Source organism: Zhenhengia sp. (genome assembly GCF_046966505.1).
Classification (GTDB): Bacteria; Bacillota; Clostridia; order Lachnospirales; family Cellulosilyticaceae; genus Zhenhengia; species Zhenhengia yiwuensis.
On sequence record NZ_JBKVCH010000010.1, the window covers coordinates 1 to 13,062 of the forward strand.

The window sequence follows — 13,062 nt, forward strand, 5'->3', positions numbered from 1 at the left end:
CTAGAGCACATGGTTCATACCCATGGTGTCGGCGGTTCAAATCCGTCTTCCGCTATTCTTTGAAGCAGATACTTAAGTATCTGCTTTTTGCTATATGTAAAAAACTATATAGTTTTAAAAACTACTTGAAATAATATATAAGATAAGGTATGATTGTAATTAATAAAAAGAGATTCTATAAAATATGGAGTTAAGAGAGGTTTTGAAGATGAATAGCCAAAAAATCGCTTTATTAGTAGATTCAGGTATAGATATTCCAAAACATATTAGAGAACAATATAATATGTATAGTATCCCACTTAAAATTATTTATAAAGAACGTGAGTATTCAGATGGTGTAGATATTACAGCAGAAGAAGTTTATAGTAAACTTTCAGAGGAAATTCCTAAAACTTCGCTTCCAAGCACAGGAGAGATTTTAGAGAAGCTTGCCAAGATTAAAGAAGATGGTTATGAAAAAGTACTAATAGTTACGCTATCAAGTGGATTAAGTGGTACTTTTAATTTGATTTCAATGATTGCTAAAGAGTATGAAGGCTTAGAAATTGCAGTCATTGATACACGTAATATTTCTATTGGCGGAGGCTTTAATGCTATACAAGCAGCTAAATATATTGAACAAGGCATGGGTTTTGATGAACTTAAAGAAAGAGTAGAAAAAGAAATTATAAACTCAAAAATATTCTTTTGTATAGATACATTAGAATATCTTCAAAAAGGTGGACGTATTGGCCTTGTTGCTTCTACACTTGGAACTGTTCTAAATTTAAAACCCATTATTTCATGTAATGAAGAAGGCGTTTATTATAATGTAGCCAAAGTAAGAGGTAGAAAGAAATCTCTAGAAAAAATGAAAGAGTTAGCAGTAGAATTTGCCTCTAAAGGAAAACATTACAATATAGCTTTACTTCATGGATATGCAAAAGAAGAAGCTGAAAATATGAAAGCAGATCTTATAAAAGCATTACCGGGGATGAAAGATTTTATAGAAGGCCAAATTAGTCCAGCACTTGGTGTACATACGGGACCAGGATTAGTAGGAATTGGGATTCAAATAGTCGATTAATAAGGGCATCTAAGTCATTAAAGTGGCTTAGGTGTTTTTTTGTGTTTTAGAGAGATTCGACTTTTTTAGGGCGTATATTTAAAGGTATAGAAAGTTAGTATATAATATAGATAAAAAATCTGAACCTATTCTAAGCAGATAGATACTTAAAGCTTAAAGGGTACGAAGAGAAACAAAGGAAGAGGATGAAAAGATGTTAAGAATTGGTATGGGATATGACGTGCATAAATTAGTCGAAGATAGAAAACTTATATTAGGTGGAGTGGAAATTGAACACACACTAGGATTACTTGGCCATTCAGATGCAGATGTACTTGTACATGCTATTATGGATGCATTACTTGGTGCTATAGCTGGCGGAGATATCGGCAAGCATTTTCCAGATACAGACCCTCAGTATAAAGGTATCTCTAGTATTAAACTATTAGAACATGTAAAAGGAATATTAGATAGGGAAGGCGCCGTTATCCATAATATAGATGCAACAATTATTGCTCAAAAACCTAAAATGGCACCACATATTATGGCAATGAGAGAAAATATAGCAGCAGCCTTAAATATTGAGGTAAATCAAATTAATGTAAAAGCAACAACTGAAGAAGGTCTTGGCTTTACAGGTACCCAACAAGGTATTTCAAGTCAGGCGATTGTTTTATTAGATAAAAAATAGTAAAAATCTCATCTTAATTTTAATTAAGATGAGATTTTTTATTATAGTACAAGTATTGTAGCTTTTATAATAAGTATGTTATGCTTGAGGCATAAATGAGTAAGATAAGGACGGATAGAAAATGTTTAGAGTGCTGATTATAGAAGATGATGAAATCATTGCTAAAGCCATAGAGAAGCAAGCGAGGGCATGGGGATATGAGGTGTTACGTATAGAGGACTTTAAGGAAGTAATTCCTATTTTTGTGCAGTTTAAACCACATCTTGTACTTTTAGATATTTCCTTACCTTTTTATAATGGGTATCATTGGTGTACAGAGATTCGAAAGGTATCGAAAGTTCCTATAATGTTCATTTCTTCTTCAGCAGATAATATGAATATTGTCATGGCTATGAATATGGGAGGAGATGATTTTATTGCTAAGCCTTTTGATCTTAATGTGCTTATTTCTAAAATACAGGCCTTACTAAGACGTAGCTATGATTTTGCAGGGCAAAGTGCATTACTTGAACATGTGGGCGTTATTTTAGATAAGGATAATTTAAGTATAACTTATGAGAGCAGGACTGTAGGGCTCACTAAGAATGAAGGAAAAATTATGATAGTGCTTATGGAACAGGCAGGTAAGTGTGTATCAAGAGATGCTATTATAAAGCGTTTATGGGAATCCGATCATTATATTGATGATAATACACTTACAGTTAATGTAACAAGGTTACGTAAAAAGTTAGAGGAAATAGGTATAGTAAACTTCATTGTGACACAAAAAGGCGTGGGGTATAGGATAAGATGAGGAAATTTATGGGGTACTTAAAAATATATTTAAAGTGCCATATGAGACTTATTATGATGCTAAGTGTGTTTAGCACTATTTTTATCATGCTTCCTTTCTTATATAATGTACCAGCGGAAATAGTATATTATGCAATGATATTATGCCTCGTCTTAGGAAGTATTTTCTTTGTAGAAAGTTTTTATAGCTTTTGTAAAAAGCATGAAAAGCTTATGAATATTAAAAAGCATGCACAAAGTATGATTGAGCAGTTACCTTCTTCTAGGAATCAGATAGAAGTAGATTATAATCAAATTGTTACGATAATAGACAAAGCAAGAAGGGATGATTTATCTTCAGCAGATGCTAAAGCACGGGAAATGCTTGAATATTTTACTTTATGGGTTCACCAGATTAAGACGCCCATTGCAGGGATGAATCTGATGCTGCAGACTATGGAAGGAGAGGATGCAGTAGAGCTTTTGGCAGAGCTTTTTAAAATTGAAGAGTATGTTGAAATCATATTACATTATATGCGGATGGAGAATATGTGTACAGACCTTGTTCTAAAAAGGCAAAATTTAGACTCTATTATTAAGCAGGCCATACATAAATATGCTGGAAGTTTTATTAGAAAGAAGATTTCACTTCATTATGAATGTGTAGATACTTGGGTATTGACAGATGAAAAATGGCTACTTTTTGTAATAGAGCAGGTGTTATCCAATGCGTTAAAGTATACTAAAAGAGGAAGTATTTCTATTTATATGGATGAAGACAAGAAGTATACACTTGTTATAGAAGATACTGGTATTGGCATTCAGGAGGAAGATTTACCGCGTGTTTTTGAAAGTGGTTTTACAGGTTATAATGGACATATGCATAAGAAGTCTACAGGTATTGGGCTTTATTTATGCAAAAAAATCTTAAGTAGATTATCACATACGATTAAAATAGAATCTGTAGTAGGAAAGGGTACAAAAGTTTTCATTAATCTTGAGATGATAGAGAGAATGATTGAATAAGTAGCCCTTACAAAAGTGTAAGGTTGACAAGAGAAATGTAAGCTATATAAATGGCGGAGCATTTCTCTTTTTTATTATACTAGAGACAAGAAAATGCTTAGGAGGAAAGATCATCATGTTATTAGAAGCAAAAAGCTTAAAAAAAATATATCAAACACGTTTTGGTGGAAGCCAAGTTATAGCTCTATCTAACGTAAGTTTCTCGGTAGAAAAGGGAGAGTATGTAGCCATTATGGGGGAGTCTGGGGCAGGGAAAACAACTCTCCTTAATATTTTAGCTACACTTGATAGACCTACAAGTGGCAAGATTTTGTTAAATGGACAAAGTATAGAGGGAATGAAAGAGAAGGAACTGGCAGCCTTTAGACGTGAACATTTAGGTTTTGTATTTCAAGATTTTAATTTACTAGATACTTTTTCTGTAAAAGATAATATTTTCTTACCACTTGTTCTATCAGATAAAACGGTGGAGGAGATGGAAAGCAGGCTTGCACCTTTGGTTAAGAAGCTTGGTATAAAGGATTTATTAGAAAAGTATCCCTATGAACTATCTGGTGGACAAAAACAAAGGTGTGCTGTAGCCAGAGCACTTATTACAAACCCTCAAATTGTACTGGCTGACGAGCCAACAGGAGCCCTAGATTCTAAAGCTACAGATGAACTACTGAAACTATTTGAAGAAATTAATGAGGAAGGGCAGACCTTACTTATGGTAACACATAGTACGAAAGCAGCAAGTCATGCTAAACGTGTACTTTTTATCAAAGATGGAGAAGTTTTTCATCAAATATATAAGGGGGCAATGAGTAAGGAAGAAATGTATCACAAGATAGCAGATACCCTTACACTTCTTGCGACAGGTGGTGAACTTAATGGGAAATAAGTTCTATCTTAAAATGGCTATAAGGAATATTAAAAAGAATGCTAAAACCTATGGGCCTTACATGATAGCCTCAGTCTGTACCGTAGTAATGTTTTATATCATTCAGTTTCTAAGCATTAGTGAAACATTAGGAAAGATGAATGATGGTGCAAGTATTCAGTATGTATTAACACTAGGAGTGGGTGTAGTAGGGTTATTTGCTGGAATTTTTCTTTTCTACACCAATAGTTTTCTAATTAAACGTAGACAAAAAGAATTTGGACTTTTTAACATACTAGGTATGGATAAGAAACATATTGCTAAAGTCTTAAGTATTGAAACATTTGTCATAGGCATGGCAAGCATAGTGGGAGGCTTAATAGTTGGAATTGCTTTTAGCAAAATGATGCTTCTTATTCTATTAAAAATCTTTGATTTTGAAGTGCCTTCGGGATTTGAGATTCCTATGCAATCTATTAGTCTAACCTGTCTAGTGTTTATAGGTATATATAGTACTATTTTAATATGGAATATAGTGCAGATTTATAGAGCTAATCCTATGGAACTTTTACAAAAAGCACGAGCAGGGGAGAAAGAGCCTAGATCAAGATGGTTACTCACCCTTATAGGGATAATGAGTTTAAGTAGTGGTTATGTTACTGCCTTACAAATAGAATCTCCAGTAAGTGCAATAGATACTTTCTTATTAGCCGTTATCTTAGTTATGATAGGAACCTATGCCCTATTTATAGGAGGCAGTATTATCGTATTAAAAGCGCTGAAAAAGAATAAAAGACTTTACTATAGAAATCCGAACTTTATCACACTTTCAGGCATGATTTATCGTATGAAACAAAATGCGGTAGGGCTTGCTAATATTTGTATACTAACAACAGCAGTACTTATTATGCTTTCTGCTACTTCTAGTATTGCTGTAGGTGTAGATGGAATTATTAAAAGTCAATATGATAGAGAAATGATGACCGTAGTAGAACAAATCACAAAGGAGCAAATACCTTTAGTAGAAGAGGTTATCCAAAAAGTATGTGATCAATTAGGTATTGAGATGTCCAATATTTATACTCAGCAGATTCATTATTTGATGCTTGAATATGATGGTAAGTGCTTTAAAGAGCCTTTAAAAAATGGATTTAATTTTGATGATCTCAGTGGTGTAGGACTTATACCACTTGATGTTTATAATACTTTAGAAGAACAAAGTGAAGTTTTACAGCCAGGAGAAGTACTTGTATATGAACAAGGGAATAAGCTTAAAGGAGATAGTGTAAAATTTGGAGAAGATAAGTTTTTGATTAAAAAACAGCTTGAAGAAGTGGAAATAAGTAAGATGTTTCAGTCAAGCATTATACAAAGATATATTTTCGTTGTAGAAAGTGAAGAGGTTATCCAAAAAATCTACCAAAGTTTAGAGCGAAAAGTAGAGAGTCAATCTGATTTTTCTTATGTCTATGGATTTGATACAAATGCCAATAAAAAGAGTGATTATGAGCTCATGAAAGCTATAGAGAATGAACTAGAACAGGCAGGATTTATCAATGCTGCTGTAGCATCCGAGCGATTTACAAGAGCAGATTATCAGATGATGTATGGTGGACTTTTATTTGTGGGGATTTTCCTTGGGCTTCTTTTTAGTATGGCAACAGCTTTAATTATTTACTATAAGCAGATTTCTGAAGGCTATGATGATCAGGAGCGTTTTAAGATTCTTCAAAAAGTAGGTATGAGTAAGGAGGAGGTAAGAAAGGTTATACGTTCCCAAGTCATTGCTGTATTCTTCCTACCTGTTATAGTAGCCTTTATTCATGTTATGGTAGCCTCTAAAATTATCCTTAAAATGTTAGCTATATTAGGATTTGAAAATAGTATGTTATTTATAGGATGTCTTATTGTAACAGTTCTTATATTTAGTGTCTTATATACATTTGTTTATAGCCTTACAGCAAGAAATTATTACAAAATTGTAGAGTAAAAGGGGGAGAAAAAATGAAAATGAGAAATTTGATAAAGGGATTAATAAGTATAAGTATTACGGCTTGTCTTGTTACAGGATGTGCTATGCAGACAGAAGCTAAAAAAGTAGAGAATATGATGCAGTATGTTACAGATATTGAAGCTATTAAGGTCCCAGATGATGTGAAGATTATAGGGCTTGGGGAAGCAACACATGGTAATTCAGAATTCCAGGTGTTGAAACAAGAGGTTTTTGGAGCAGTATTAGAGCATATGGCTGTAAGATCTTTGCTATAGAAGGCGACTTTGGAGGTTGCCAGAAAGTGAATGATTATATACTAACAGGTGAAGGAACTGCTAAAGAAGCAGTAGAGGCCATTGGGTTTGAAATTTACCGTACGCAGGAAATGGAAAATTTGGTGCAGTGGATGCATAACTATAATCAGGGTGTAACAGATGATGAAAAGATTAAGTTTTACGGATTTGATATGCAAAGATATGATTATAGTAAAGAGGGACTCCTAAGCTATTTAGGTCAAATAGATGAGAAGCTCGCTAAATCCTATGAAGAAAAATTAGCTGACTTAAATAATGCGACAGTCTACACACAAGCTAAGGAAAAGATAGAATACGCCTTATCAGAGCTAAATACCTTAATGATGGAAATGAGTGAGAATAGGGCTATTTATATAAAAGAGACCAGTGAAAAAGAATACACCTTAGCCCTTCAATATGCTCAGTGTCTTAAAGAAAATGCAACGTTGCAGTTAGGAAAAGCTAATTATTCACAGACAAGAGATACTTATATGACTCAGAAGGTGAAATGGATTTTAGAGTATGAAGAAGATGAGAAACTTTTTATTACAGGTCACAATGGACATATTACAAAGTCTAAATCAGGGCTTTCTTATACGACTATGGGGAGCCGTTTATTTGATGAATTTGGAGATGCTTACTATGCTATAGGAACAGACTTTTACCAAAGTACTTTTAGAGCCAATAACTCAAAAGGAGAGGCGAAGCATTTTACACTCAAAAATAACAATACACTTATAGAGCAGTTTATGGATTTACCTCATAATATGTACTTCTTAGATTTTGAAAAGGCAAAAGCTCATCCAGAATTAAAAGCTATTCTTGAACATTCACAGTCTATGGCCAATATAGGTTCTGAATTTAATGAGTGGCAAAAATTACTAAAGATGAGTTATACGTTAAGCTTAGTACCTGATACAAGCTATGATGGGATGATTATGGTAAAAGAGGCCACTCCAACTCATATAGAGAAATAGTGATATTCTATCTTTATAGATGTAAGAGATAAGCAAAGAAAATAGAAAGGCTGTAACAAGGTCCGTCTTAATGTTAATTAAGACGGACCTTGTTAATAAGATCTAGATACTGTACATCTCCTAATCCATAGGCTGTAAAGGTTTGGAGTAATAAAGCTGCCAGTTTTCGATCAGATAAATTTTTATGCTCTTTGATAAAAGTGAGAACTTCCCAGTCATCATCAAAGGTATTAAGATAGAGCCTTATGCCTTTTTGAAGAACAGGCATTAAAGGGGCGGAAGGGATTTCTTTTTTCATAAAAACTTTTTTATAAATATCTGCATAACCTGAACAAGAAAGTGGATAAATTTGGATAGTTTGTAAGTCCTTGTTGATAAAATCTGTATAGATAAGATGAAAGTTGACCTTGCCTGTAAAGTGCATAGTATCTAGATAAGCTAATAGGGTAAGTAGATTCATTTGGCAGAACATATCATGATCAAAGTAAAGATGGATTTCATCAAAATGTTTATTTAAGTCAGTTTGTAAAAGAGGTGCAAGGGGATTGAGTGTAATAGCTTCATAGTCTGAAGCAGTAATATGATGTACACGAGGTCTCTTGGCTATAAAAGATGATGTAAAAGGTAGATCAGTGACTTTACCGACGCACATGGCCTCATTAAAAGGAATATAAATGCCTTCTTTAAAAAGATTATTTGTTTCAAGGTAATCATATAGACATTGCCCATTTAAAATATGTAATGAAGTATTAGACATAAAGTACCTTCTTTCTTATATTTTTATACTTTTTATATTATAGTAAAATAAGCACGAAAATCTAATCTTTTAATATAATGATTCATATATCAGTTGAAACCCTTCTTTTTATGCATTATAATATGAAAGTATCATATACTGAAATGTATAATTAAAATTTATAAAGGAAAAGCAATGAAGGAAAGAGTAATATAGAAGCTTTATTCTAGAGAGACACATCATGGCTGGAAGTGTGTTATGAAGAACTATATGAAGTGCATTCTGGAGCTTTCTATGCGAAAGAAAGTAGTATAGAACGTATAAGCTGCGTTAAAGCCATTAAGATAGAGCATCTGGCATACTTAGGTGCTTTAAACAGAGTGGAACCGCGTATAACTCGCCTCTGATTATAGAGGGGAGTTTTTTTATGTACATTTAAAAATAAAGGAGATGAGAGTTATGGGCTATATTAAAGAGCAAATCGAAGTTATTAAAGAACGTGACCCGGCCATTAAAAAGTCAGCAGAAGTATTTTTATATCCTAGTTTTTATGCACTTTTATTCCATAGAATAGCGCATAAGCTTTATAAAAAAGATCATTTTTTTATAGCAAGACTCATTTCACAATTAGGTAGAGGACTTACGGGTATTGAGATTCATCCAGGAGCTACTATTGGTAAAGGATTATTTATCGATCATGGTATGGGTGTTGTTATAGGAGAAACTTGTGAAATTGGTGAGAATGTTACCATCTATCATGGTGTTACATTAGGCGGTACAGGGAAAGATCACGGCAAGCGGCATCCTACTATCGGTAACAATGTAATGATTAGTACAGGTGCTAAAGTATTAGGACCTTTTAAAGTTGGCGATAATTCACGTATTGCAGCCAATGCAGTAGTCCTTCAAGAAGTACCAGAAGATTCTACTGTAGTAGGTATTCCAGGAAGAGTTGTAAAAGTAGCAGGTCAAAGAGTCAATCCATGTAAGCAGCTTGATCAGGTTAAAGTACCAGACCCTATTCAAATGGAAATCTGTAAGCTTAAAAATACAATAGAAGTATTAGAGAAGAAACTCGGGCAAATAGAAAGTATAACACATATTCATACATCGATGATGTCTCATGATCATCACTGCACTGTGCCTAACTGCACCGGAAAAGAAGTATGTGAAAACTATAGAAAAGATCATTACGAAGGAAAGGAAGAGAGAAATGATTAAAATTTATAACACTCTTACAAAACAAAAAGAAACCTTTAAACCTATTGAAGAAAATAAGGTGCGTATGTATGTGTGTGGTCCAACAGTTTATAATCTCATTCATATTGGGAATGCTAGACCATATATCGTATTTGATACAGTAAGAAGATATTTTGAAGCAATAGGTTACGATGTAAACTACGTTCAAAACTTTACAGATGTAGATGATAAGATTATTAATAAAGCCAATGAAGAAGGTCGCAGTACAACAGAACTTGTGGAAGAGTATATTAGTGAGACGCTTCAAGATGCTAAAAATCTTAATGTAAAACGTGCAACTCATCATCCACGTGTAACAGAAGAGATGGACGGTATTATTAAATTGATCGAAACTTTAATCCAAAAAGGTTTTGCTTATGAGGTAGAGGGTACAGTATACTTTGATACAACAGCCTTTAATGAGTATGGTAAGCTTTCTAAAAAAGTATTAGATGAGCTTGAAGCTGGTGCACGTATTGAAGTTGCGCAGGAAAAGAAAAATCCTATGGACTTTGTACTTTGGAAACCTAAAAAAGATGGTGAACCTTACTGGGAAAGTCCATGGAGTGAGGGAAGACCAGGCTGGCATATTGAATGTTCTGCGATGTGTAAAAAATACTTAGGTGAGACAATAGATATTCATGCTGGTGGTGAAGATTTAGTGTTCCCACACCATGAGAATGAGATTGCACAAAGTGAAGCGGCCAATGGAAAGACATTCTCTAATTATTGGATGCACAATAGCTTCCTTAATATTGATAATCACAAAATGAGTAAGTCTCTTGGTAACTTTAAAGTGTTAAGAGATGTAGGTGAAGCATTCGGTTATGATACAGTACGTTTCTTCATGCTGAGTGCTCATTATAGAAGTCCACTTAATTATAGCAATGATTTAATGGAAGCTGCAAAAAATGGGTTAGAGCGTATTAAAACATGTAAGTCTAACTTAGAATTTGCCCTTATCCATGCAAAAGGTGAACCTTTAACAAATGAGGAGACTGTTCTTTTAGAAGAACTTAAAGGTTTCGAATTTAAATTCCATGAGGCTATGCAAGATGACTTTAACACAGCAGATGCTATAAGCGTTGTCTTTGAACTTGTTAAATTTGCAAATACTTATGCTAAAGAAGGTGCTACAAAAGACTTTACACAAGCTGTATATGATGAGTTTATGAAGCTTGTCAATATTCTTGGTCTTATCTATGAATCAGGTGAAGAAAAAGCACATGCTTTATCTGATGATGAAGTACAAGAATATATTGGAAAAAGAACAGCAGCTAAAAAAGCAAGGGACTTTGCTGAAGCTGATAGAATTCGTGAGTTCCTTAAAGAACAAGGTGTGCTCATTGAAGATACAAGAGAAGGAGTACGTTTTAAACGTATATAAAGCATTAGAATATGAATACTAATCTTAATGAAGTTTTAAATGTGACTACAAAAATGAATACGCATAAAGCCAATACCTATTCTCCGTTAGCACTTGCTTACATTGGAGACGGCGTATATGAACTTTTTATTCGCACATATGTTTTAAGTCGTGGGAATATGCCAGTAAATAAAATGCATAAGGCTTCACGCGAGCTGGTACGCGCTACAGCTCAGGCGAAGCTTTATCATCTTATAGAAGATATGCTTACAGAAGAAGAGCTGCAAGTGTTAAAAAGAGGTCGTAATGCAAAAAGTATCTCAGCACCTAAAAATGCCGATATTACAGAATATAGACATGCAACAGGTGTTGAGGCCCTCATAGGGTATTTATATTTGGAGGGTAGAATAGACCGTATCAATGAAATCATTGAAATAGGCCTTAATGCATTATAAGACGTTGTACTAAGGAGGAAATTATGTCAAAAGCAACAGGAAAGTTTGTAAAAGGGGCACTGATTTTATCAGTAGCAGCACTTTTCGCTAAAGTACTTAGTGCCTTTTTTAGAATACCACTTGGTTCACTTATTGGGAATGTAGGGATGGGATACTATGGATACGGTTATCCAATTTATACTTTTTTAAGTTCTATTGCAATCGTAGCCATTCCTTCAACTATTTCAAAATTAGTAGCCGAAAAAAGAGTTTTAGGTCAGTATAAGGAAGCACACTTAATCTTTAAGCATACTATGCGTTTTATGATTATTGTGGGTCTGATTATGTCTGGATTTTTCATCATAGGATCACCCTTACTTATTAAAGCATTCAGATGGGAAGAGCAGACAATTTATTCTTTATGGGGACTTAGTTTAAGTCCAATCTTTGTTTGTATTATGGGTGTATACCGTGGTTATTTCCAAGGTATGCAGAACATGGTTCCAACAGCTATTTCACAAGTTTTAGAGAACTTTGGCCGCGTTGTAGTAGGACTTGGACTTGCTTATTTCTTTATGCCAAATGTAGGTTATGCAGCAGGTGGGGCATCTTTTGGCTCCGTAGTAGGTGGTGTATGCGGTGCATTAGTACTTGCACTTTTATATCTTAAACATAAAAAAGAAATTCATGAGGAAATGGACAGTCAAAAACAAGCTACTATTGCGACACCATTTAAAAGTGTTGTAAAAGTTGTACTTGTACTTGCTATTCCAATTTCTATTGGGGCAGCAGTTAACTCTGTTATGAATTTTATGGATTCTGCTATTGTAACAGCTGTACTTGTAAAGGGTGGTATGTCTGACTTAGATGCAGCTAATCTTTTTGGACAGCTTACAAATACTTCAACACTTGTTAATCTACCACTTGCTTTTGGTATGGCACTTGTAACAAGTGTTGTTCCTGCTATTGCAGAAGCGGTAGCACGTAAAGATCACAAGGAAATGCAAGATAAGATGGAACTTGGCTCACGCTTTGGATTACTTTTATCCTTGCCAGCAGCTATTGGACTTGCAGTACTTGCTGTGCCAATTATGGGCTTCTTATTCCCAGAATCACTGCAAGGTGGCCCAATTCTTCAAGTAGCAGCTTTCAGTATTCCATTTATTATGTTAGGACAAGCTATGACTGGGGTATTACAAGGACTTGGAAAAGTGTGGATTCCAGTACAAGCAATTGGACTTGCAGCAGTTGTAAAAGCGGTACTTAACATTATTTTAGTAGGTACACCATTAGGTATTTTAGGAGCGCCATTATCTTCTATTGCAGGATATGGTGTATTTACACTTTACAACTTTATAGCCGTTAAAAAGATTACAGGCTTTAAACTTAATGTAGCATTAGTTATTATTAAGCCACTTATTTCAGCGCTTACAATGGGCGTTGCAGCTTACTTTACTTATGGACTTTTAGGGAAAGTATTAGATGCTTCATCAACGATACAAAATGCGGTGATGACTCTTGGAGCTGTTGCAGTAGGTGGAGTCGTTTATATGATTATGATTTTAGTAACAGGCGGTATATCTAAACAAGACCTTGATGAACTCAAGAAGAAAAAGGAGAACAAATAGT

The 13,062-nt window shown here is 34.2% G+C and carries 13 protein-coding genes and 1 other annotated feature; of the genes, 12 read left to right on the forward strand and 1 reads right to left on the reverse strand.

From position 1 onward, the window contains the following. Window positions 1-208 precede the first annotated feature (208 nt). The 8 genes from ACLTBU_RS11535 (at window position 209) to ACLTBU_RS11570 (ending at window position 7,658) form a co-directional block, all read left to right on the forward strand. Window positions 209-1,066: a DegV family protein gene (locus tag ACLTBU_RS11535; RefSeq protein ID WP_412218999.1), complete on the forward strand. Its 858-nt coding sequence runs from the start codon at window positions 209-211 to the stop codon at window positions 1,064-1,066. A 193-nt stretch (window positions 1,067-1,259) separates the two neighbouring features. Beyond that, entirely contained in the window at window positions 1,260-1,736 is a 477-nt protein-coding gene (gene ispF / locus ACLTBU_RS11540) for a 2-C-methyl-D-erythritol 2,4-cyclodiphosphate synthase (RefSeq protein ID WP_412219000.1), read from the forward strand. Between the two features lie 121 nt (window positions 1,737-1,857). Continuing rightward, entirely contained in the window at window positions 1,858-2,529 is a 672-nt protein-coding gene (locus ACLTBU_RS11545) for a response regulator transcription factor (protein WP_249333299.1), read from the forward strand. 212 nt (window positions 2,530-2,741) lie between these two features. Continuing rightward, window positions 2,742-3,533, forward strand: a complete 792-nt coding sequence (locus ACLTBU_RS11550; protein WP_412219001.1) for a sensor histidine kinase — start codon at window positions 2,742-2,744, stop codon at window positions 3,531-3,533. Window positions 3,534-3,648: 115 nt separating this feature from the next. Beyond that, window positions 3,649-4,416, forward strand: coding sequence for an ABC transporter ATP-binding protein (locus ACLTBU_RS11555; protein ID WP_283246230.1), 768 nt, complete (start codon window positions 3,649-3,651; stop codon window positions 4,414-4,416). Beyond that, window positions 4,406-6,385: an FtsX-like permease family protein gene (locus ACLTBU_RS11560; RefSeq protein WP_412219002.1), complete on the forward strand. Its 1,980-nt coding sequence runs from the start codon at window positions 4,406-4,408 to the stop codon at window positions 6,383-6,385. The genes ACLTBU_RS11555 and ACLTBU_RS11560 overlap by 11 nt, the downstream gene beginning before the upstream one ends. Window positions 6,386-6,399: 14 nt before the next feature. Then, window positions 6,400-6,663, forward strand: coding sequence for a hypothetical protein (locus tag ACLTBU_RS11565; protein ID WP_412219003.1), 264 nt, complete (start codon window positions 6,400-6,402; stop codon window positions 6,661-6,663). A 26-nt stretch (window positions 6,664-6,689) separates the two neighbouring features. Next, complete coding sequence (locus ACLTBU_RS11570; protein WP_412219005.1) at window positions 6,690-7,658, forward strand: erythromycin esterase family protein; 969 nt, start codon at window positions 6,690-6,692, stop codon at window positions 7,656-7,658. Window positions 7,659-7,731: 73 nt separating this feature from the next. On the opposite strand, the gene ACLTBU_RS11575 is transcribed toward ACLTBU_RS11570, so the two are convergent. Then, window positions 7,732-8,415, reverse strand: a complete 684-nt coding sequence (locus tag ACLTBU_RS11575) for an AraC family transcriptional regulator (RefSeq protein ID WP_177671680.1) — start codon at window positions 8,413-8,415, stop codon at window positions 7,732-7,734. A gap of 165 nt (window positions 8,416-8,580) precedes the next feature. Next, window positions 8,581-8,802 (forward strand) — a binding site (T-box leader). A gap of 51 nt (window positions 8,803-8,853) precedes the next feature. Between ACLTBU_RS11575 and epsC the strand changes: the two genes are divergently transcribed. Genes epsC through ACLTBU_RS11595 form a run of 4 tightly spaced genes read left to right on the forward strand, consistent with a single transcriptional unit; the run spans window position 8,854 to window position 13,061 of the window. After that, entirely contained in the window at window positions 8,854-9,615 is a 762-nt protein-coding gene (gene epsC, locus ACLTBU_RS11580; protein WP_408646580.1) for a serine O-acetyltransferase EpsC, read from the forward strand. Then, window positions 9,611-11,020 carry a cysteine--tRNA ligase gene (gene cysS, locus ACLTBU_RS11585; protein ID WP_412219085.1) on the forward strand — a complete coding sequence of 470 codons (1,410 nt, stop codon included), beginning with the start codon at window positions 9,611-9,613 and terminating at the stop codon, window positions 11,018-11,020. Before epsC ends, cysS begins: the two co-directional genes overlap by 5 nt. A gap of 53 nt (window positions 11,021-11,073) precedes the next feature. Further along, complete coding sequence (locus tag ACLTBU_RS11590; RefSeq protein ID WP_249333293.1) at window positions 11,074-11,454, forward strand: Mini-ribonuclease 3; 381 nt, start codon at window positions 11,074-11,076, stop codon at window positions 11,452-11,454. A 23-nt stretch (window positions 11,455-11,477) separates the two neighbouring features. Beyond that, window positions 11,478-13,061 (forward strand): polysaccharide biosynthesis protein, encoded by a 1,584-nt coding sequence (locus ACLTBU_RS11595; protein ID WP_177671677.1) that lies wholly within the window; start codon window positions 11,478-11,480, stop codon window positions 13,059-13,061. The last annotated feature ends 1 nt before the right edge of the window (window position 13,062 follow it).